General features: G+C 32.7%; 23 protein-coding genes. 5 read left to right on the plus strand and 18 right to left on the minus strand.

Translation table 11 applies throughout. The annotated features are described in order from the left end of the window. Positions 1–39 precede the first annotated feature (39 nt). The 14 genes from dut to porW all read right to left on the minus strand — a co-directional run bounded on the left by dut (position 40) and on the right by porW (position 14,189). Positions 40–474, minus strand: a complete 435-nt coding sequence (gene dut, locus Z054_RS0109135) for a dUTP diphosphatase (protein WP_024769771.1) — start codon at positions 472–474, stop codon at positions 40–42. Between the two features lie 75 nt (positions 475–549). Next, on the minus strand, positions 550–2,001 hold the full coding sequence (locus tag Z054_RS0109140) for an oligosaccharide flippase family protein (RefSeq protein ID WP_024769772.1): 1,452 nt from the start codon (positions 1,999–2,001) through the stop codon (positions 550–552). A gap of 129 nt (positions 2,002–2,130) precedes the next feature. Further along, the gene (locus Z054_RS0109145) at positions 2,131–4,005 is read right to left on the minus strand and encodes a hydrolase/aminopeptidase (RefSeq protein ID WP_024769773.1); all 1,875 of its coding nucleotides are present in this window, start codon (positions 4,003–4,005) and stop codon (positions 2,131–2,133) included. Positions 4,006–4,142: 137 nt separating this feature from the next. Then, entirely contained in the window at positions 4,143–4,553 is a 411-nt protein-coding gene (locus tag Z054_RS0109150) for a hypothetical protein (RefSeq protein ID WP_152538511.1), read from the minus strand. Positions 4,554–4,835: 282 nt separating this feature from the next. Continuing rightward, positions 4,836–5,699 (minus strand): ATP synthase F1 subunit gamma, encoded by an 864-nt coding sequence (gene atpG / locus Z054_RS0109155; protein ID WP_024769775.1) that lies wholly within the window; start codon positions 5,697–5,699, stop codon positions 4,836–4,838. A gap of 122 nt (positions 5,700–5,821) precedes the next feature. Then, complete coding sequence (atpA, locus tag Z054_RS0109160; RefSeq protein WP_024769776.1) at positions 5,822–7,402, minus strand: F0F1 ATP synthase subunit alpha; 1,581 nt, start codon at positions 7,400–7,402, stop codon at positions 5,822–5,824. Between the two features lie 74 nt (positions 7,403–7,476). After that, a complete protein-coding gene (atpH, locus tag Z054_RS0109165) occupies positions 7,477–8,004 on the minus strand; it encodes an ATP synthase F1 subunit delta (protein ID WP_024769777.1) in 528 nt (175 codons plus the stop codon). Positions 8,005–8,009: 5 nt separating this feature from the next. Then, positions 8,010–8,510, minus strand: a complete 501-nt coding sequence (locus Z054_RS0109170) for a F0F1 ATP synthase subunit B (RefSeq protein ID WP_024769778.1) — start codon at positions 8,508–8,510, stop codon at positions 8,010–8,012. A gap of 89 nt (positions 8,511–8,599) precedes the next feature. Continuing rightward, positions 8,600–8,791, minus strand: coding sequence for an ATP synthase F0 subunit C (gene atpE / locus Z054_RS0109175; protein WP_024769779.1), 192 nt, complete (start codon positions 8,789–8,791; stop codon positions 8,600–8,602). Between the two features lie 32 nt (positions 8,792–8,823). Continuing rightward, positions 8,824–9,900, minus strand: a complete 1,077-nt coding sequence (gene atpB / locus Z054_RS0109180; protein ID WP_024769780.1) for a F0F1 ATP synthase subunit A — start codon at positions 9,898–9,900, stop codon at positions 8,824–8,826. A gap of 613 nt (positions 9,901–10,513) precedes the next feature. Further along, positions 10,514–10,744, minus strand: coding sequence for an AtpZ/AtpI family protein (locus Z054_RS0109190; RefSeq protein WP_024769782.1), 231 nt, complete (start codon positions 10,742–10,744; stop codon positions 10,514–10,516). Between the two features lie 57 nt (positions 10,745–10,801). Beyond that, entirely contained in the window at positions 10,802–10,984 is a 183-nt protein-coding gene (locus tag Z054_RS0109195) for a hypothetical protein (protein WP_024769783.1), read from the minus strand. 95 nt (positions 10,985–11,079) lie between these two features. Next, positions 11,080–11,526, minus strand: coding sequence for a bactofilin family protein (locus tag Z054_RS0109200; protein WP_024769784.1), 447 nt, complete (start codon positions 11,524–11,526; stop codon positions 11,080–11,082). 23 nt (positions 11,527–11,549) lie between these two features. Next, positions 11,550–14,189, minus strand: a complete 2,640-nt coding sequence (gene porW, locus Z054_RS0109205; RefSeq protein WP_241461403.1) for a type IX secretion system periplasmic lipoprotein PorW/SprE — start codon at positions 14,187–14,189, stop codon at positions 11,550–11,552. A 487-nt stretch (positions 14,190–14,676) separates the two neighbouring features. On the opposite strand from porW, the gene Z054_RS31665 reads away from it, so the two are divergent. The 4 genes from Z054_RS31665 (at position 14,677) to Z054_RS0109225 (ending at position 16,985) form a co-directional block, all read left to right on the plus strand. Then, positions 14,677–14,868 (plus strand): hypothetical protein, encoded by a 192-nt coding sequence (locus Z054_RS31665; protein WP_161635267.1) that lies wholly within the window; start codon positions 14,677–14,679, stop codon positions 14,866–14,868. Positions 14,869–15,039: 171 nt separating this feature from the next. Beyond that, positions 15,040–16,119 carry a helix-turn-helix domain-containing protein gene (locus Z054_RS0109215; protein ID WP_024769787.1) on the plus strand — a complete coding sequence of 360 codons (1,080 nt, stop codon included), beginning with the start codon at positions 15,040–15,042 and terminating at the stop codon, positions 16,117–16,119. Between the two features lie 91 nt (positions 16,120–16,210). Further along, positions 16,211–16,555, plus strand: a complete 345-nt coding sequence (locus Z054_RS0109220; protein ID WP_024769788.1) for a hypothetical protein — start codon at positions 16,211–16,213, stop codon at positions 16,553–16,555. A gap of 46 nt (positions 16,556–16,601) precedes the next feature. After that, entirely contained in the window at positions 16,602–16,985 is a 384-nt protein-coding gene (locus Z054_RS0109225; protein ID WP_024769789.1) for a hypothetical protein, read from the plus strand. A gap of 141 nt (positions 16,986–17,126) precedes the next feature. On the opposite strand, the gene Z054_RS0109230 is transcribed toward Z054_RS0109225, so the two are convergent. Together Z054_RS0109230 and Z054_RS0109235 are read right to left on the minus strand one after the other, a co-directional pair. Then, entirely contained in the window at positions 17,127–17,828 is a 702-nt protein-coding gene (locus Z054_RS0109230; protein ID WP_024769790.1) for an ABC transporter ATP-binding protein, read from the minus strand. Between the two features lie 5 nt (positions 17,829–17,833). After that, positions 17,834–19,306, minus strand: a complete 1,473-nt coding sequence (locus tag Z054_RS0109235) for a DUF5687 family protein (RefSeq protein WP_024769791.1) — start codon at positions 19,304–19,306, stop codon at positions 17,834–17,836. Between the two features lie 227 nt (positions 19,307–19,533). Here Z054_RS0109235 and Z054_RS0109240 point away from each other — a divergent pair, with 227 nt between their 5' ends. Further along, a complete protein-coding gene (locus tag Z054_RS0109240; protein WP_024769792.1) occupies positions 19,534–20,586 on the plus strand; it encodes a ferredoxin--NADP reductase in 1,053 nt (350 codons plus the stop codon). A gap of 62 nt (positions 20,587–20,648) precedes the next feature. Here the strand turns inward: Z054_RS0109240 and Z054_RS0109245 are convergent, their stop codons facing one another. Together Z054_RS0109245 and Z054_RS0109250 are read right to left on the minus strand one after the other, a co-directional pair. Continuing rightward, positions 20,649–21,707, minus strand: a complete 1,059-nt coding sequence (locus Z054_RS0109245) for a glycosyltransferase family 9 protein (protein WP_316929923.1) — start codon at positions 21,705–21,707, stop codon at positions 20,649–20,651. Then, a complete protein-coding gene (locus tag Z054_RS0109250) occupies positions 21,694–22,302 on the minus strand; it encodes a DUF4254 domain-containing protein (RefSeq protein WP_024769794.1) in 609 nt (202 codons plus the stop codon). The genes Z054_RS0109245 and Z054_RS0109250 overlap by 14 nt, the downstream gene beginning before the upstream one ends. Positions 22,303–22,722: the final 420 nt, after the last annotated feature.

A 22,722-nucleotide genomic window follows, 5' to 3' on the forward strand; every position in this document is an offset into this window, starting at 1 on the left:
TAGTAGTTACTAAATAGAAAATTAATGCTAATTGTTATTTTATTTAACTCCCGTACTCCCAAATCCTCCTTCTCCTCTTGTGGTTTCAGATAATTCTGTTACCTCAATCCACTCTCCTCGTTCATGTCTTGCAATTACCATTTGAGCTACTCGTTCTCCATTCTGAATGGTAAAATCTTCATTCGACAGATTTACTAAAATTACTCCTATCTCTCCCCGATAATCTGCATCTATTGTTCCTGGTGCATTAAGTACTGTAATTCCTTTTTTGGCTGCTAATCCACTACGTGGACGTACTTGTGCTTCATATCCAACCGGTAACTCTATAAATAATCCAGTTTTTACAATTGTACGCTCTAATGGTTTTAGGGTTACTGATTCTGTTATATGTGCTCTCAGATCCATTCCTGCCGAAGCAATAGTTTCGTAATGAGGTAGATCGTGAGATGATTGATTAATTATTTTTATCTGCATATTGACATACTATTATCCTGTAAAAAAGTTATACTATTTTGCCGTAAAAGCTAAAAGTCAAAATTTTAACTGGATTTATCTTTTTAAAATTTGTTTTAATTCTTTCTTTTCTGAGGCGTACAAAATTACTAAAAACCCAAGTAACAATGGGATAGAAATTATATAATTACTATCAAAAACATAAAATGACAGAATTGAAAAGGTAATGGATATAGAAAGATACATTCCTATCTTCTTAAGATTATAAGGAATAGGGTAATACTTTTTGCCATAATACCATGATAATATCATCATAGCCCCATAAGCAGCTAGTGTTGCAATAGCTGATCCAAGGTAGCTGTATTTTGGTATTAAAATAAAGTTTAATACTAATGTAATTATAGCGCCTATTACAGAAATATATGCCCCAAACTTAGTTCTATCGGTAATCTTATACCATACGGAGAGATTATGATATATCCCAAGACAGAGATTAGCCAATAAAATTATAGGAACAATTTTAACGGCCTCCCAATATGCTTGATCTCTTATAATAAAGTCTTTTAATACATGTACAAAAACGACTACCCCAAGTAAAATAACCGCTCCAAAAGCTACAAAGTATTTGGTAATTCTGGCATAGGTTTCGGGGGCATTCTTATTTTCGGAGTAGTTAAAGAAAAATGGTTCTATTCCTAATCTAAATGCTGTAGCAAACAACGTCATAAATAATGCAAGTTTATAACAAGCCGAATATACTCCAACTAAATGATCAGCTACATCCTCTGGTAACAAATAATCCAACAAAATCCTATCAAACGTTTCATTAATAGAGTATGCAACTCCTGCTATAAGAACCGGAAAAGCATAATTCATCATTTTTTTCCAAAGAACTCGGTTAAAGCGATATTTAACCTTACTATAGAAAGGGATCAATAATACCAATGTTAATCCACTCGCAATCAAATTAGAAATGAAGATATAATTGATCTCATAATTCTCTATGGTGATACTCTTTAGTATCGAAAAATCTTTTGATAACCCTTTTAAGTATAGTAACAGAATGATATTCAATCCCAGATTAACGATTACATTTACAATCTTAATCAATGAATAGCGCATTGGCCTTTCATTTGCTCTTAGCCATGCAAAGGGGACAATTACTAAAGCATCTAATAAAAGAATCCAGATCACCAAAGTAATGTAATCAACTCTTATATCAGTAAGTATTGCTATTTGGTTTTTAAATAGCAAGGCTAAAACAAAAAAACAAAATGATGATATCACCAAAGATATTGCAGATGTGCTTACTACTGCATCTTTATCAGATTCTTTATTAAAAAATCTAAAAAAAGCGGTTTCCATCCCATAAGCCAGTATAACATTAAATAGCACAAAATACGAAAATATAATAGAAATTTTGCCGTATTCTCCAGTTGGCAACAAATCTGTGTATAGAGGGACTAAAATAAAAGACAACATACGTGGTAGTACTGTTGCCAGCCCATAGATAAAAGTTTGCTTAAAGAGTTTCTGAAATATACTCAATTGGTGGTGTACTTATAGCTGTAAAAATACAATTTTTTGTCTTACGTATTGCCATGTTTTTCTTACCAACGAACTCGTTTAAACTTTTTTAGTCAATTGAAAAAATTTAAACGAGTTCGTTACTAAAAACTACTTCTTAACGCCTAAAATATCATCAATAGTATTTATAGTGACAGAATGATAGTTTGGTCGTGCTTTCTCATAAATAAGTAATGCTACTTTTGTTTTATTGTTTCGTTGATACGCTTTAAAAATAGTAGAAACATACCAACGACGTCCAACAGTAATAAGAAAGTCTTCAATTTTTTTATCTATATCATTACCATGGTAATCATGATTTATTGATTGTTCGTACCAAACCATTGCAATATAAGAATTGGTAGTATTCGTTAGATTAAAAGCTTTATCAAACATTGCTAAATGTTTTTTATTTATATCTTTTGGAAAATTACGAACAAAATACACCCATTCCTGAGTTGTCCAGTTTTCGGTAATTTTTACATCTACTTTATTATTTGCAATAAATTGTGTTAACGCTTCTAAGACCTTATCAAATTTATCAGATTTTGCAACTGCTTGATTATCCGGAACACCTGCTTTATAAATCCACTCTCCAGCGTTAAACTTAATATCGTCTTTAATCAATAAATTTTCATTCAAAAAAACAATGAATTTCTCTGTGCTTATGGTAGAGAAGGCATGTGTTTGAAAGTAATTGTTAAGAAATTTATCAAATTTATCACGTCCCGCTGCTTCTTCCAACGTTCTTAAAAATAAGTATCCTTTCTCATAGGCAATACTATTCATACCATCATCAGGATTTCGTCCTTTTAAGTTCAGTTTTAGTTTAGTCTCATCTGGTGTTGCTTTAAAACCTTCTATTTCATCATCCAAACTTTGTCTACTAATTAATGCTAACATATTTGCCCTATCTACTCCATACAATTCTTCCATTATACGCGTTTCAAAATAAACCGTAAATCCTTCATTAAGCCAAAAATCATCCCAGGTTGAATTAGTAACCAAATTCCCTGACCAGGAATGTGCCAATTCATGTGCTATAACAGCTGTTAAACTTTTATCTCCTGCTATTAGTGTAGGGGTAGCAAAAGTCAAACGTGGGTTTTCCATTCCTCCAAAAGGAAAACTTGGTGGTAACACGATCACATCAAATTGCTCCCAAGCATATTTTCCATACAATTTTTCGGCGGCAACAACCATTTTTTCCATATCCGAAAACTCATTATGAACAGCATCTACCATAGATTTCTCAGCATAGACACCAGTTCTGTCACTAATTGCCTTATACTCAATATCCCCAACTGCCAGTGCAATCAGATACGGGGAGATAGGTTGTTTCATTCTAAATTGATACTCTCCATTTTCTGTTTTCTCTTTTGGATTTTCTGCACTCATTACTGCCATCAAATCCGATGGGACACTTACTGTAGCATTATACGTTATTCTAATCTGCGGACTATCTTGTATGGGAATCCAGGTTCTAGTCAATATTGCTTGCCCCTGAGTAAACAAGAAAGGATGTGTTTTATCAGCTGTTTGTTGTGGGCTTAACCATTGTAATGCTTCGGTTTTATTGGTGGTTTTATATTGAATTGTTATTGCTTTTGTGGTTTTTTGAATATCAATTTTTAGTGGTTGCCCCAGGTATTCATCAAAACTTCCTAATAAAAATTTGGTGTCAACTCCGTCTGCCTGTACATTCTCAATTTCCAAAAATTTAACATCCAAAATGATTTCTGAAGCATTATTATTTTCTATTTGATAAGTAGCACTTCCTTTAATGATTTCTTTTTCAAAATCAACATCTATATCTAAATCCAAATGTTTTATTGCGGCTTTATTTGGCTGCGCGAAAGAATGCGGTTCTTCTTCATACTTAGGCAAAGAAGTTTCCTGTTTCAATTCAATTTTTTCTTTTTTAGTATCGGCACAACTTCCTAGTAATAGTATTGCGCACACCAATAAAGTAATTACTTTTTTCATTTTCTATTTATAAATTTACAGTGTTGATTATTCTCCTTTATTCAAAAAATAGTGTTTCTGGTCATATATTGTTTCCCTAAATACATCAATATATGACTAGTTTTTCTTTACAATTTTTAATAGTACAGCAATACAATTTACTGACTCTTTCTGGTCGGATACGCTTGCAATTCTTTTTCGGGTACATTGCTTAATTTAAAATATCCTTTTTTACCATTTTTGGTATACGCAACAATGCACTCATTATCTTTAAGTTGGAAACGAGGTTTTTCTTCAACTGCCGGCAACTGGTTCTTAAACTCTTCTTTGGGGTCATCGCTCATACTCAAATCCTGTTTTCTAGATGGATAGGTATGATGACCTACATATACAAGTTCATTGGTTTTATGTCCCAGTTCTATCTTTTTTCCTTTAAAATATGCATGTTCTAATTGTACATCTGATTTCTCATTAACTTCTATATACAACATAAAACCAGAGCCACCACCTTCAACTCCGGCTATCCATTTCTGAAAATAAACATCTTTAAGCTCTATCGGAGTTTTCATATCTATTTGTTGACTACTGGCACATTGTGTACAAGTTATAAGTAGGAATAAAACACCAATTATTGTACTTATTGTTCTCAAATTTATCATTTTTGATATTTTAAGTATTGAAAAACAAAATTGATACCAAAAGCATAGCCTTGGTAATTTTAGTTTCACTAAAGATAGGAAAATAGGCAAAATACCTGCTGAAAAAACAAAAAACCTCATAAGGAAACTTATGAGGTTTTGGTATTTTATTATAATGAATTCCAGCCAGGCTGAATTAACATCAAATTATAATTAGTTATTCAAAGCTTCGGCACCACCAACAATCTCTAAGATTTCATTAGTAATAGAAGCTTGTCTTGCTTTGTTATATGATAATTTAAGTGCATCTCTAAGCTCAGTTGCGTTATCTGTTGCTTTATGCATAGCTGTCATACGTGCTCCATGCTCTGATGCAAATGAGTCACGTATTGCCTTATACAATTGAGTCTTAAGTGACTTAGGGATTAATTGCTCTACAATCTCTTCCTTAGAAGGTTCGAAGATATAATCCAGATTTGTATTAGTTGCTTCTCCGCTTATTGGAACAATTGGCAAAAATTGTTCTGTAATAACCTCTTGAGTAGCGGCATTTTTGAATTTGTTATATACAACTACGATCTTATCATAAGAACCACTGGTAAAGTATTCCATTAATTCTTCTGCAATAGCAGCAACATTAGCAAATGTAAGGTCATCATATACTTCATTCTTATTGGCAACTACACTATGTGTCTTAGAAATAATATCATTCACTTTTTTACCAATGGTAACAAAATCAACTTGTTTCCCAGAGTATACATTTTCATATAACTCTTTTGAAGCTTTAATTATATTAGAATTAAATGCTCCAGCCAGACCACGATTAGAAGCTATAGCAACAACTAAGATTTTATTCTCTTCGCGTTGTTCTGCATATGCACTTGCGCTATCTCCTTCTAGTGAAGCGCTCAAGTTTTGCAGTAGTTCGGTAAGTTTATTTGCATAAGGACGCATTGCAGTAATCGCCATCTGTGCCTTATTCAACTTTGCCGCAGATACCATTTTCATGGCACTGGTAATTTGCATCGTTGATGATACAGAGGTAATTCTACTACGTAATTCTTTTAAATTTGCCATTTTTCTTAGTATTGAGTATTGAGTAGTTAGTAGTGAGTACCTTCTAGATCAATACCATTCTAAATAGTAAACTTTATTTTATTAAATACAGCGTATTAGAATCTAATACGCTGTATTTAATACTAGTTTTTATATTTCGCTGAAATTTCTTTACAAGCTGCCATTAACACATCGATTACCTCGTCTGTTAATTTTCCTGCTTTTAAAGTATCTAGTGTATCTCTATGTTTTGCATTAAGATACTCTATATAGTCACTTTCAAATTCTTTTATTTTATTTACAGGCACATCTCTTAATAGGTTTTTAGAACCAGCATAGATGATCGCAATCTGATCTTCTACAGTATATGGATCATTTTGTGCTTGCTTAAGAATCTCAACGTTACGCTTTCCTTTTTCTATTACATTTAGGGTAGCTGCATCAAGGTCAGATCCAAACTTAGCAAACGCTTCTAATTCACGAAACTGCGCTTGATCTAATTTTAGAGTACCTGCTACTTTTTTCATTGACTTAATCTGCGCAGATCCTCCTACACGAGATACAGAGATACCTACATTAATTGCAGGACGTACACCAGAATTAAATAAATCTGATGTTAAGAATATCTGACCATCTGTAATCGAAATTACGTTTGTAGGGATATATGCAGATACATCACCCGCTTGTGTTTCGATAATTGGTAATGCTGTTAATGATCCACCACCCTTTACTTTATCTTTTAAAGAATCAGGAAGGTCATTCATATCTTTAGCAATAGTATCATCTGCAATTACTTTTGCAGAACGCTCTAATAATCTAGAGTGAAGATAGAAAACATCTCCAGGATACGCCTCACGACCTGGTGGACGACGTAATAATAAAGATACTTCACGGTATGCTACTGCCTGTTTAGATAAATCATCATAGATAATTAAAGCAGGACGTCCTGTATCACGGAAATATTCTCCGATCGCAGCACCAGCAAATGGAGCGTATACTTGCATTGGAGCAGGGTCAGAAGCATTAGCCGCTACGATAGTAGTATATGCCATTGCACCTTTATCTTCTAGTACTTTAGCAATTAATGCTACTGTAGATGCTTTTTGCCCTATAGCTACATATATACAATATACTGGTTCACCTGCATCATAAAATTCTTTTTGATTAAGAATAGTATCGATACATACTGTTGTTTTACCTGTCTGACGGTCACCAATTACTAATTCACGTTGTCCTCGTCCTACTGGTACCATCGCATCAATAGACTTAATCCCTGTCTGAAGAGGCTCATTTACAGGCTGACGAAAAACTACTCCAGGAGCTTTACGTTCTAATGGCATTTCGAAAGTTTCACCTTCGATCGCACCTTTACCATCGATAGGGTTACCTAATGTATCCACTACACGACCTACAATTCCTTCTCCAACGTTAATTGATGCAATACGTTGTGTACGTTTTACAGTTGCACCTTCTTTAACTTCAGTTGAAGAACCTAAAAGTACTACCCCAACATTATCTTCTTCTAAGTTAAGTACGATACCTTCTAAACCAGATTCAAACTGTACTAATTCTCCATATTGAGCATTAGACAATCCGTATACTCTGGCGATACCATCACCTATTTGTAATACCGTTCCTACCTCTTCTAATGAAGCTGATGCTTCAAATCCAGATAATTGTTGTTTTAATATTGCTGATACTTCAGCAGGATTCACTTCTGCCATTTTATAATAGTTTGAAAGAACGAGCATGAACACTCATTCTCTTATTATTAAATTTATATTTTAAAATGTATGTATTAATTGCTTAATTCTCTTCTTAAGTTTGTAAGCTTATTTGCTATACTCGCATTATACTGTAAATCACCTACTCTAAGAATAAATCCACCGATAATACTTTCATCGATTACATTTTCTATAGTAGCTTCATTACCTGTTAATTCTTTAATCTTGGCCAAAACTTTAGCGCTTAATCCTTTATCCAGTGGTACTGCAGTGGTTACTTTTGCAACCTGAGTGTTGTTTAACTGATCAAACAAAGCAATGTATTGCTTTGCAACATCATCTAACAAGTTCACTCTTTTATTCTCGATTAATACATCAAAAAGTTTTTGTGTAATCTCACCAGTACTTTTAAAGATCTCACGCAATGAAGCAAGTTTTACTTCACTTTTGATCAATGGACTACTTAACACCATTCTGAGCTCTGCGCTACCGCTAACTGTAGCGATAATACTTTGCATATCCTTCTGAACATCTTCAGTAGCTTTTTTATCTTGAGCCAGGCTCAAAACTGCTTTAGCATAACGTATTGCTGCTCTACTCATTTAGTTTAGTTTAAAGTAACATCCCCTAGCATAGACTCAACCAATTCTAATTGCTTGTCCTTACCAGATAATTCTTTTCTCAATACTTTTTCTGCAATCTCTACAGAAAGCCCAGCTACCTGACTTTTAAGATCAGCTATTGCTGCTTTCTTTTCACTAGCAATAGCCACTTGTGCTTGTGCTACAATTTTATCAGCTTCTGCTTGTGCTTCAGACTTTGCATCAGAGATCATATTTTCCTTAAGCTGTCTGGCTTCTTTAAGCATACCATCACGCTCTGCTCTCGCTTCATTTAAGATTCGCTCATTATCAGCTTGAAGGTTTTGCATTTCTTTTCTTGCTTCTTCTGCAGATTCTAATGCATTTTTGATTCCTTCTTCACGATTATTTACAGCCTCTAAAATAGGCTTCCATGCAAATTTTCTTAATAATAATAGTAAACCTACAAAGATTAAAATCTGCCAGAAAAACAGACCAAACGAAAAATCATTTATTAACTTCTCCATTATTAATTATATTAATTTCTTTAGTGTTTAATTTTAAAAATCTAATTAACAACAGCTATAACCAACCGTTATAGCTGTCGTTTGTAAATTTAAGATGCGAATAACGCAGCAAATCCAATACCTTCAATAAGAGCGGCAGCAATAAGCATAGCCGTTTGTATCTTACCAGAAGCTTCTGGCTGACGAGCGATAGCGTCCATCGCCTGACCACCAATTCTACCGATACCAATACCAGCACCTATTACAATTAAACCTGCTCCAACAATTCCTGGAATTTCCATAATTATATAATTAAAAATTAAACGTTCAAATTCTAATGATGTGCCTCTTCATTTGCCATACCAAAGTATAGCGCAGACAACATCGTAAATATATAAGCTTGTAATGCTGCAACCAATAATTCTAATATTGATAACGCAAAAGCTAATCCAAATGATAATGGACCACCAATCCAGTTTTTAAACAAAAATATCATTCCAATAATACTCATTAGTACAACGTGACCTGCAGTCATGTTCGCATACAAACGAATCATTAATGAAAAAGGCTTGATAAAAACTCCTAATAATTCTATTGGCGCCAAAACAACTTTCATAAAAGTTGGCACACCCGGCATCCAGAAAATGTGGCCCCAGTAATTTTTATTCGCTGTTAAATTAGTGATTAAAAATACGATTAATGCTAATGCAAAAGTTACCGCAATATTTCCTGTAACATTAACTCCAAGTGGAGTCATTCCTAAAAGGTTTAAAAACCAAATAAAGAAGAAAACGGTAAGCAAAAAGCTCATGTACTTCTTATATTTATGTTCTCCGATATTAGGAATAGCTATATCATCTCTTATAAACAGAACCAAAGGCTCTAAGAAACGTCCTACCCCTGTAGGGATGCCATTATTTTTCTTATATGATTTAGCAAGACTTCTAAACATAAAAAACATAAGCAAACTAATCAATAGCATACTTACAACGTTTTTGGTAATAGAAAAATCAAGTGGTTTTGCATTGGTAGCATGGTGATCTTCATCATAATTGATCGTACCTGATGCATCTGTTTTATAAATTTTTGAATGGTATAACTTATAGTGATTACCATCAACTTCGGCAACAGATTCACCGTGATGAAATTTAGAGGAAGAAAAAACTTTTAATCCATTATCCCATAAAATCACAGGCAAAGGAAAGCCATAATGCTTGTTTGCTTCTTCATCAGAAAACAATGTAAAATCATAAGAATCTTGAAGGTGATGATCTATAAATTCTTTGATTCGTTCTTTTAAACCTCCTTCTCCTTCATTTTCCTTTTTCTCGGATTCTTTGGCGAATAAGTTTCCTGTCGTAAAGACCAGACTAAAAATCAATAAAATTTTAACTACAGTACGTTTTTGCATTACGCGTAAAATTTCGGTTCCTAAATTTCGGTGCAAATGTACATAATTATGTTAGATTCTTAAACTATTTTGACTAAATAAGTTTAAGATTATCCGTAAATGATTAAGTTTCTGAAAATCAATTATTTAGTAGAATTCAAAATCTTTGAAACATAATAGACTTCGAGGATTAAACAGATTAGATAGGCTACAAAAAAATCAAGAAAGACATTTTTATTGATTTCGAAATCATTAAGCTTACTGACGGCCATAAAAACTCCAATTTTTATAAGGCTACCTGCCATAAAAATAAAACCAAGTTGGTCTTTAAATTTTTTGCTTAGCACTAGTATAACTATTGTAAACACAAAGGTGAATGCACTATTGAAGATATATGAAAGCTTGATAATATTGATATTTCTTTCGAGCAAAAAGGCATTTATGATACCCATATGGATCATATAACTGCCTGCTATTACAATAGTGAAAAGAAATAAAAAACGGAATACGTTCTTTCCCATTAGTGTATTAAAATTCTTTATTCAAAAAATAAACTTGTCAAATATCTAAATTTTCTAAACATTATAGAAGCATTTAAGGAATTTAAAAGTCTAATGGCGATACCTTATAATAATCAATCAGATTTATTAATCCGATTGAGTTGTTTAATCACCAAATATATAGATGCTGTTACTCCAAAGAGTATAAACCCCATGGTAAACCATTTTTTATCCAATTCATAATAGGCATCTAGTTTTTTTCCAGCGTAAGCACACAGGAATATAGTAGCTCCCATTTGGAAAGCTATTCCTGTAAGGGCAATGTATTTATTAAAGGCTTTCTTACCTCGATTATTTTTTTTCAAGGTTCTTTTTATTAAGAAAAACGTCGTTTTAAACAAGCATTCTAATAGGATAGAAAATTAATGGTTCTGTCCAGTCCCGTCTCCAATACCATGACCAGAATAAGTAATTCCTAAATAATCGGAGTCATTTAATAAAAAACGGTTTCCTGTTCCTCCTCCAGCTCCATGAGGAGAACTTCCTCCCTTGGTGCTATGTAACTGACTTCTATTGAGTGTTTTTATAGAATTGATATTTTTCATCTTACACTTTATTTATAGTTACATCTTGTATATATTAGAAGTTTGTATTCACTCAATCAAGCGAAAACCTAATACAGTAGATACAAACTTCTAATCTAAGCTGATTTCCCTTGTCCTTGTGTTGTTTGCGGTTGTGAAGATTTTTGTTCACTAGGCTTACCTAAAGATTTCACACTACCTTTCATAGAACAAGATGCATTAAAGTTTGCTCCTGGTTCAACAGCCAATTTACCTACAGTAACTTCGCCTTCGATATGCGCAGTTGGTTTTAAAGATAAGGTATTTGACACGATGAGAGTTCCTGAGAACTTACCTTCAAAATCTGCATCAGAACACTCTAATGTGCCTTTAATAAAGCCTGATGTTCCTACGACTACTTTACCAGTAGTTTTAAAAGTTCCTTCGATAGTACCTTCAATTCTAAAACCTCCTTCTGAAATAACATCTCCTACGATTTTAGTTCCTTCTGAGATTTTGTTTTGGTTGCGAGAGAAATCGGTCGTATTGCCGTAGTCTCTTCCTTTTTTATTGTCTGAAAACATAATATATAAGGGGGATTAAATGATTATTCGGTTTCTGGTTCTGGTTGTGATTGAATATATTCTTCGAGATTTTTATGAATCTGAAGCACTCGATAATTTGGAGATGCTATCGTAAAATACGCAGCCTCTACCTTTTCATAATATTTCTTTTTTCTGTTCCACTTTGTTAAATCTACACCTCGGGTGTCTTCGGTTTTACCTAAAGACAATAATTCTCCCAATCCTTCCGCAGCCAATTTATTTCCTTTTGTATGTACAACTACGAATTGTTGATCTTTATTATATATATCTAAGGAAACTTTCATCTTCTCATAGCGAAGTTCTTTGATAATAGCATCTATTAGTTCATTTAATCCTTGAGCCTGATTATCTCCAAAAGTAGAAAATGCATAAACCAACTTATGGTTATCTTGTTCATCTATATCAGTTAAAAATACATTTTCTCGAATTTGCGGAATCGTAACCTGATAAATCACTTGGGCCTTTTTACCTTCGGGGCTTTGAGGATAATTAAGAGACACGTAGTTAAGCGCTTCTTTATAGGCTTCAAATCCTCTGTATCGTCCTATTGCCTGAGCTTTTAACAATTCGAATTTGGGTAAAAAATCTTCATCTCCTCCAAATTTCGTAATCATCTCATCGCTTTCTTTTATTACCGATGCATATTTTTGGTTCTGAAAATCCCTATACAATCTATTATATATTGATTTAGGACTGTTTTCATCATCTTTTAATGCTTCATCAGGGTTCTGAAGAATTTTGGCATATCTCGATTCTGCATGATTATTAATAATATCCTGCATCATTGCATTGGATCTCGAGGTATTTCCTTGTGTCAAATAGATTTTATACAAATTATATTTAGAAGGAACAATTAATCGTTTTTCAGGATTGTTCTGCAATAGATTTTCGAATTTATCTGTAGCTAAACCATACTCCTGAAATTTTTCTTTATATATAACTCCAAGTTGATAGTAAGCAAAGTTACGATCAGTTTGAAGGCTATCAATAGCTGAAGGATCGGTTGGTAATTGAGCAATATAGGTTTGCGGATCAAACGTTGGATCTGTATCGATAGAATATTCATCCTTTTCTTCTTTCTCTATTGTAGAGACAGCGCCCGGATTAGAAATACTTGAAACTCTCCAATTGTCTTGCAACTCTCTGTTTCCATACGTTCTTTTGAAAGCAGTTTTACCATAAGCTACAGTGGTTTGGTTATAGAAGTAAAAGATTCCTCCTTCTACACTTGGCCCTTTGGTATCTGTGCCAAATCCAGAGCCTGGTTGTCTATATCTCTGTTCTACAGGTAAATTATCCTTTATTCTGGCAATTTCTGCAGCTTTTTCTTCTTCGATAGCTTTTGTTTTTAACGCATCGGTATACTCTGCATAATACGTTATTCTCTGCTCTGGGGACATGGCCAAAATAGTAAGAATACTATCATTTGTTTTGGCAATACCCTCGTATAAAATAACATCATCAAGGTTATCTCTTTTTTTCTTTAATACTCTATACCGTTTTGAATCTACAATCATTCGCTGAAGTGTACTATCATAATACGCCCCAGAAATAGCATACTCCTTTCTATCAAAACTAATATCCCCAAGGGTATAATAGTTAAGAGATTCTAAGTATTTATCTTCAGACTTTGTTCGTAATGATTTATTATAATATTCTACAGCCAGATCAATAGAATCCAGAGTTTTAAAATAAACTGCTTTTTGGTTGTATATTTTATCTAAAAACGGTCGGTTTTCTCGATTTTTTTCAAGATCGGCTAATAATTCAAGAAACTCTTCTTTATTGCCATTCTCATAATTAAAATTTCGAGCTTTTGCCATATAGGCATTCATCATATATTTCCTAGGTGACTTTCTATTGAGCGCAATGACCTGATCAAAAGCGTAATTTGCACTATCCTTATAGCCTAATTCATTTAATAATTGACCTTTTATATAGAGATATCTTCCTTTCTCTTCATTTTTTCTGGTATGAACGGCTGCTTTAGTAATATAAGTAACGGCAGAGTCTTTTCTTTCTAAGTTAATATATGCCTGAGCCATCATAGCTATTGCATCGGCATAATCCTGAGGTTTCATAAACTCCTGCTCGATCATTCTGGTTAGATCCTCTATCGCTTTATCATTATAATCAAGGCGAAGATTTGTTTTGGCTCTCCACACTTTGGCATGATTGATCGTATTACTTGTGGGATATTTATATAAAATATAGTTAAAAGCTTCTAATGCTGGTACAAAACGTTGTTCGAAATAACGAGCTTTCCCCAATAACAAAAATGCTTCATCGATCTTAGGGTTACGTTCCTTATTATCAATAAGCATACTATGCTTTTGGATTGCTTTTACTGCTTTTTCCTCTGCTCTATCAAAGTTTTTATTAAGTACTTCGTTAGGAAGTCTAACGTCTTCACTTACAATCATCCGTTCTACAGGTAGTAATTCCCAGAAATTGTCTTTGTAAGACTGAATGATATCTTCTTTACCTACTTCAAAGGCCAATCGACCATTATATAGCGTATTATTTTTTGTCGTAACATCATGCCATGTACGATTTATAAACTTGTCCTTTTTACGAGAACAAGCAAATCCTACAATTGCTAGAAACAATATCAGCGTGATCTTTAATAGCTTTCTGCCCAAACCAGATAAATTTATACGTGTGATAACTAAAAAACTTGACTTTTAGTGTGTTGATTGTACACAAAAATTGTGTGTGCGTTGTAAAAATACATTTCTTTCGTTAAAAAACAGGTTGTTAACATATTTTTCTCTGCTCAATTATTGTTTTCGTTATGCTCTTTTGATTTATTAACAATACGCACTAGGTAAAAATTACAAAACCTCTTCTTTCTCTTATCCCTTTTTTTTTTTAAAATAAAGTATTTTACTCTACTTAAGGTATTTTTTTTAACACATTGATTATTCATCAGAATATCATGTTGATAATTATGGCAATCAGAATATCATCATTTTATTGATTATCAAAATATTAAATATAATTGCGATTTGTTTTCCACGTAAAAATTATTCAATAAATTCATTGTGATTTTTACATACTATCAAATTTTTAGACTCACGTCTTAAGTGTCTATAAATGTTTAAGACAAAATCTCTTAAAACTCTTATTATGAAATCAAAATTGTTAAACTTAGGTAAAGCTTTAAGCAAAAGACAACAGCAAAAAATTAAAGGCGGTGCCCACAGACATTGTACCAGCCACCAAGATTGCCCTGGTGGACAGGGATGTTGTTATGCTATAGAATTATGCTTTTTAGATTCTTATCCTGGTCTACAGCCAGGTGGTACTTGTTGGAATTAATTCATTTAATCTAAAAATAATAGGGTACTGAAATCAAATTTTTCAGTACCCTTTAAAATAAAAACACATCTTCTAATAACCTTTCTTTTGATATCGAAGGGCTTCTACTGCTCTCTTTTTTATAGTGTCGCATTGATTCTAATAAAAAGCAGAATAGTTAACTGATTATTTATGACCATCATCAGGTATTTTCTTCTCATACAGTCACTTACAATTCTTTTTATATCGGGAGGTATTTTCTTCAAACATTCTAAAAGTCTAAAAAGCTGGACTATTGCTTTATTTTCAGGAATATTTGGTTTAGAAATATTAGTATTTCTTTATGGGACTAGTAAACTATCGATAGTCTATCCCCAATTTTTAGGATGGTTTTATTTTGATATGGGTTTTCTTTATGGGCCATTATTATGGTTTCACTTTCAATCTTTTATCCATAATAAAAATAAGTATTCAAAAATTGATGGTTTACATTTTATAGCCTTCATAATTATATATATACTCATCATAGATATTTTGATGTTACCTAGTGAAGAACGTTTACAATATATGAGAGAGCGTTTTTTAGATCAAATTATGCCTATAAATTACGCTAGGGCCATTCATCAACTATTATATGCAATTGGCATTATTTATATAACCAGAAAAAACAGGACAAAACTATCATCAAATGTATTAGTGTACTTATTTACACTTGCCTGTATATATATCTGTTCTACCCTAATTATCTCATTCCTTACTCTATTTGCTGATGGATGGCGTCAATTTGCTTATTACTATTTGTTTAATAATATCATGATTTTTGTTGTTGGGATTATTCTCTATACCAATCCTCAATTTCTTAAAGAGATTAAGAAAAAATACTCAAATTCTACATTGGATCATAACGTTATGGCCCAAATTCAAAAGAAAATTAATGCTCTGTTTATTCATGATTCTATATTTCTAAAAAATGATCTTACCATTGGGTATTTGGCCGAAGAACTTAATGTGAAACCTTATCAAATTTCACAGACTTTTTCTGAATGTATTCAAGAAAATTTTAATGATTACGTGAATAAACATAGAGTAGCGTATTCTCAAAAATTACTTAAAGACACTGCATACAATATTTATAAAATAGAAGCCATTGCAACTGAGTCGGGTTTCAATAATAAGGTCACTTTTTATAAGGCCTTTACAAAACACACCTCTACTACACCTTCTAAATACCGAAACTTAAATAAAAAAGGAGTAAAGAATAATTTAAGTTAACGTTTTACAAAGGTTTTTATGCTTCACAAATCATGATTGGTTAGTAATTTTATACTGAATAACAATTTATTAACCAATTATACAACAAATCATGAAAAAGTATTTCTTAACATCAAAAGGGCAGTTTTTAAAAACTTCGTTTGCCTTAGCATGTGCAATTTTAATATCTATATTCTTAGTATCTCCTCTACAAAATTTAAATGCTAACATTGCTCGTGAAAGTTCAAATATTGAAAACCAAGAGAGCTATTGCCCTACTGGTTGGGTACCTGAAGAGACTGATTGTAGCTGTACTTCATTTAACCTTGTTTGTTCGAATTATAGAATAGATAGAAAATATATTTTCTGTACTCCAATGGGGACATCAACCGATGAAACCAGAAGCATTTTTACAGGTATTTCTTTTGGAAAGTGTGACCCTGTAACCCTGCCTTAGTATAGAAACTCATTTTTAAAAATTTAATTCTTAAAACCATACAATTATGAAATCACAAAAAACAAAAAAATCAATAATCTCTATTTTGTTATCAGTAGTCGGGCTACTAATTTTTATTGTTGTACTTACTAGTTTTGAAAACAAAAGAAACATAGAGTCAGATGAAATAGTTACAGTAGAATTTTCTGAAGATCTCACAGGGGATTGGGAGTGTGGAGGAACAACTGATTGTGGAGAAACCAGAGAGCGTACCTATACAGATGTATCTTGTAAAAAACATTGGAGTTGTCTTTGGTTATGCGAAAAAAAATACGTCGTAACAATCACAGAAAAAAAGTATTGTAGCAATGAATTTCCGAATTGCCCTGGAGGAAATGCCCATAAATGGAAAAAAACCGGTAGTAGTGGCAGATGGGTAAGGTGTGATTAATCAAAAACTCTACCTTTATTCTATTTAAAAGATCAAACAATTTTAAAATTGTTTGATCTTTTAGTCATTCTTATATATCTACAGGCTTTTTCATAGCAGGTTTCAATACGTTTTCAAACCCGTTACAACACATGCTTATTTTTATTCTTCCTCACCAAAATGTGCTTCGAGTTCTCTAAGTGTTTCTTCTGATGTAGAAAGATCTTTTACTACTTGTCCTTTATCCAACACTACAATTCGCTCACATACCTCGGTCACATGTATTAAGTCATGACTTGATACCAGAACTGTAATATTTGGATCAGCGGATAGTTCTTTAATTATTTTTTTTAAGCGAATTTGTGTCGTTGGATCCAAATTGGCAAAAGGTTCATCTAGAACAATTACTTCTGGATTACCAATAAGTGCTGCAACAATACCTGCTTTCTTTTGATTTCCTTTAGAAAGATCTCTTAAATATTTTTTCTGCCCTAAAATCTCACCATGAAAAAAGTCTTCAAAACCAGATAGTAGTGCATCTACATCGGCTTTATTTTGCCCTCTAAGCTCTCCAATAAAATAAAAATACTCTTCTGCAGTAAGATATCCTATCAAGAACGTTTCATCAATAAATGCAGAAGTTACCGATTTCCATTCTTCACTTTCATTAACTTTAATTCCTTTATTTTCGATATACCCTGTTGTGGGCTGAATAAGATCTAATATAGCACTAAATAAAGTTGTTTTTCCTGCTCCGTTATTACCTACCAGACCAAAACTTTTTCCTTTCTGTATTTCTAGAGATTCTATATTAAGTACGGTATTTCCGGTATATGTTTTAGTAAGATTATGTACTGATATCATTTTTCTTATTTTTTTTGTTTGTATGCCAAGATCGTTTTATACTTCTCTGTTCTATAAATACGTTCAATTTTATTAAAAACTGCATCTTTAAATGCAAACCCCGCGATACCTGCTACAGTTACAAGAGCATATCCCGCATAAGGACTATACGCATAATGGCCTATTGCATATAATATCATAGGTAAAACCATTTTAGGCAACGATAATAGTAAGGTCTTAGCGTTAAAAGCTTGCTTATCCCCAAATGCATTTTTGTTACTAGTTAAATCAATAGGCGTTTTTACATAAGCTCCCGCCCATAATACTACATGAGAATTCACTCCTATATTATAGATTGCTCCCACCACTATAGCAAGATATACTTCCCATCCATAATACAAATATCCAGATGCTAATACTGTAGAAATCAATGTTGCAATTACCATCAACCACCATTTAGAAGATAGATATTCTTTGTAACGTATATTTTGACTCATCATTAACGGATAATATGAACTATCCCAACTAGGTACAAACTGTCCAAAACTTAATAGAAATCCACCGGTGACAAAAATGGCAGCAAAAATTCTCCAAACGGGTCCATCATATGCCTCTACAGATCCTGTGAAGAATAACAATCCATAAAATAAGAACAGAATACTCACCAAAACTGTAGACCTGGCTCGTTTATTTCTTTTTATGAGTTTTATATCATTTTTAAGAAAGGTTGCAGTCTTTCCGAATCTATCTAACCACTCCAGATTTTCTGTTTTTACATTTTTGGTTTTAGTTGCTAATCCAGCATCCAGATACAAGTCGGTTACAAAGGATCGAAACGATATGGTTATTAAAAATAATAGTATCGCTATAGGAATCAATACCAAAAAAGGAATTTCATATAATCCTTTAAAAAATGGTGCCGTATACGTAGTGATATCAAAATATTCGAAATAATGTAACCCTCCTAAAATTGCCAAAATACCACCTATGATAAATATAAGGTTGTCTTTTTTGTTTAGAATAATATTTAGAAAATTGTTACTATAGATTAATGCTGCCAATCCTATATTCCATAATAACACATCAAATACTGGATATTCATTTCCAATCAATACAATAGAAAACGGAATAAAAAAGAAAGCATGAATAATATTAAAAAATGAAAATACTGTTTTTCCAAAAGCAAAAGAAACTATTTTTCTTTTCTTAAAAGGAAGAATCAGTAATGGCTTAATATTAATAACCGGCATTTTTTGCAATGCATATCGAAATAACAAATCAATTACTAACCAATATATCAAAAACCTGTTTATGGTTTCTAGAGGATCGAGATTAAGTTCTTCTTTAATTAAAAAAAACGCGCCAATTCCTCCCGAAGCCATCATGACAATAAACCAAAGTGCCCAAAACCCCATAAAGAACTTCATAAATAATCCAGAGGTTAATGAAGCAGATCGCCAAAAAGATTTCCATTGTAAATTGATGAAACGGGTAAACATAGATAAGATGTATTTAACTATTTAGTAATCAAAATCGCAATTTTGTTACAAAAATAAATCAAGAACTCACTTAAATTCTTTCGTAAAGGCTATCTTCTCTTGTTGCATTTACTATTTTTGTCACAAATTTAAAAATGAGATCCCGATATATTATCGGATTAGTTAAACTGTCTATTTTGAATTCTCCTTATAATGAAGTTTTCAAATTAGGTTTTTAGTAAAATACAATGTCAGATTTTCATAAATTATCCATACAACATATTACTCGAGAAACTCCCTTGGCTGTTTCTATAACTTTCGAAGTACCAACAGCATTAAAGGATGCCTATTCTTTTATCCCCGGGCAATACATTACTATCAAAACTGAGGTAGAAGGAAAAGAAGTGCGTAGAGCATATTCTATTTGTAGTTCTCCAAAAAGTGATGTCCTTAAAGTAACCGTTAAAGAAATATCCGGAGGTACATTTTCGGTCATTGCTAATAATAAATTAAAAGAGGGTGATGTACTCGAAGTTCACACTCCCGAAGGTAACTTCTCACTTACCACTAATGCCCAAGCAAGTAATTCTTATGCTGCTTTTGCAGCAGGTAGTGGTATTACTCCTGTAATGAGTATGATCAAAGCGGTTCTTGAAGAAGAGCCAAATAGTCGTTTTGTTTTGGTATACGGAAATAGAACACCAGAAGAAACTATCTTTTATAAAGAATTACTAGAGTTACAAGCTAACTATTCAGATCGTTTATTTATAGAATTTATATATAGTAGAAGTCAGGAAGATAACGCTCACTTTGGAAGGATAGAAAAGTCAACTGTAAATTACGTATTAAAAAATAAATTTAAAGATCTTTCTTTTACTTCATTTTATCTATGTGGCCCCGAAGAAATGATCAATACCGTAACTTCAATTTTATCAGAAAATAATATTTCTAAAGATAATATTCATTTTGAACTATTTACCAGTAGTGCTTCTACAACAGAAATAGATGCTGATCTCGAAGGAAAATCGAATATTAAAGTATTGGTGGATGATGAAGAATTTAATTTCACCATGGATCAGAAAAAAACAATTCTTGATGCGGCACTAGATCAGGATATCGATGCTCCTTATTCCTGCCAGGGAGGAGTGTGTAGTTCATGTATTTGCAAAATCACAGAAGGTAGTGCAGCAATGGAAAAAAATAGTATTCTTACTGATGGAGAAATCGCAGAAGGATTAGTCTTGGCTTGCCAGGCTCACCCAACCTCATCATCAATTACTGTTGATTTTGATGATGTTTGATTTTGACCACTAACTTTATCTGTTAAAAATACATTTCAGCAAGGCTGAAATGTATGATAAGTTTATAATTTATTAATCCTTTCTACGACAGTTTCTGGTTTGATCGTATGCATCACTTTTTCATAACCAGGAGGTACTTTATTACCATAAATTGAAGTTGGAATCTGGTCATATTTTGCTAAATTAGGCAAAATAGCGCGCTCCATAGGTTGCCCAAAAGGCATAAACCCGGTAAACGGATGAGTAACTCCCCATAAGGTAATTGTTGGCACTCCATACATCGCTGCTAAGTGCGCATTTCCACTATCCATGGATAACATAGCATCTAGGTTACCAATAAGTCCTAGCTCATCTTCAAAAGATAGTTTACCAACTATATTCGTTACGTTCTTATACTTACTTTCTATGTTGTTTAGAATATCCATTTCTCGTTTACCTCCTCCAAAGAGAAAAATCTCAAACCCGTCTTCCTTGTTCAAGGTCTCAATTACCTCAATCATTAATGCTAGTGGGTAGGTTTTACTTTCATATTGTGCAAATGGTGCAATCCCTAACCATTTTTTGGTCGAATTTTGAGTTATGGAAAGAATCTCGGGTGTTAACGGTTGTTTTTTAGGGAACTTATGAGTTGTAAGATCAATAGGATACCCTAAAGCAGAAAAAACATCAGCATATCGCTGGTGCGTTGTTTTTAATTGTTTAAACACCTTATTTTTTGATCGAGTCAATGCTTTTTTCTCTGCACGACCTTTATCGACTTGAACTGTTTTTATCCCTCGTAACGAAAATAGAGTTTTTAGCACATTAGAGCGCAATACATTATGCATATCGGCAACAGCATCTATCTTCCGTTTATGCAATTCATTCGATAATCGCGTAAGACCAATAAAACCTTTATGTTTATTTTCTACATCTGCATGATATACTTCTAGATTTTCAATATCAGAAAATATAGGTTCAAAGAACTTGCGGGTAAGTACTGTTAGTTTTACATCGGGATAAGTAGCTCTAAAAACTCTTAAAACAGGAACAGTCATTGCTATATCACCCATAGCAGAGAGGCGAATTATCAGAACGTTCGTTTCAAATTCTTTAGATCTCTTTATATTACTTCCCGCCACGCAATACTGGGTTTAATTCATCATCATTGTACATTTTCATTTGCTTATACACTTTCATGTATTTATCCCCATTTTCAATATCATTCAGTAATGTATCAATAGCAGTAGACAAGTCTACTTGTTGCTCTAGTAATACATTTAATTTGTTTTGGCATGCCGCTTTATGAGTATCTGTAGCCTCTTCTCGAATCGTTTCTACATGCATGTGATAAACTTTTAACGCCAAAATAGATAGTCTATCTACTCCCCAGGCAGGGCTTTCTGTATTAATGGTGGCATCTGTCTTGGGAGTTATCTCTTTATACAATTCTAAAAAATAACCGTCAATATATTCTACCATATCTGTTCGATCCTGATTAGAGGCATCGATCTTTCGTTTTAGTTTTAAGGCTGCAATCGGATCAATTTCTGGATCTCGTATGATATCTTCATAATGCCATTGCACAGTATCAATCCAACATTTTCGATATAGTAAGTGCTCTATAGCCTGTGATTTACTATCATATGGATTTGAGAATTCTTGATCTACACTATCGATCACGTGGTATTTTTCTATAACTTCTTTAAAAATGGAATTTGCTTTGTCGGTAAACATCTGTGCTATTATTTTTCTAAAATGTGTAAATATTCTATAATTTGTACGCTTTTATACTTTCTATAGTATTGTTTTATGCCCTTCGAACTGCTTATGAATTGATGTTCTTACCAATTCTTCAAAAGTTGGTTTTAACTTTATATCTTTCTCAATATACAGAACGATCATAAGTACGTAACCTTATTTTTTCGGCAGGTACAAAGGTATTATATTTTGCAATAGTATCTAGCATATGATAATTCAATCCACCTCAACAAAAATTATACACCGGGTTTAAACACAAAACACTTCCTGTTATGGCATTAAAAAAAAGTATTACTATCGGTAGTAAACATCTAAAACAAATTTGTAGTTCTCTCAAATTCAATAGAAAAGCCTTTTATTTTTTTCTTAGCAATTATTCTTATTCCTTACTCCAAT

Source organism: Aquimarina macrocephali JAMB N27, assembly GCF_000520995.1.
In the GTDB taxonomy this organism is placed as follows: Bacteria; Bacteroidota; Bacteroidia; order Flavobacteriales; family Flavobacteriaceae; genus Aquimarina; species Aquimarina macrocephali.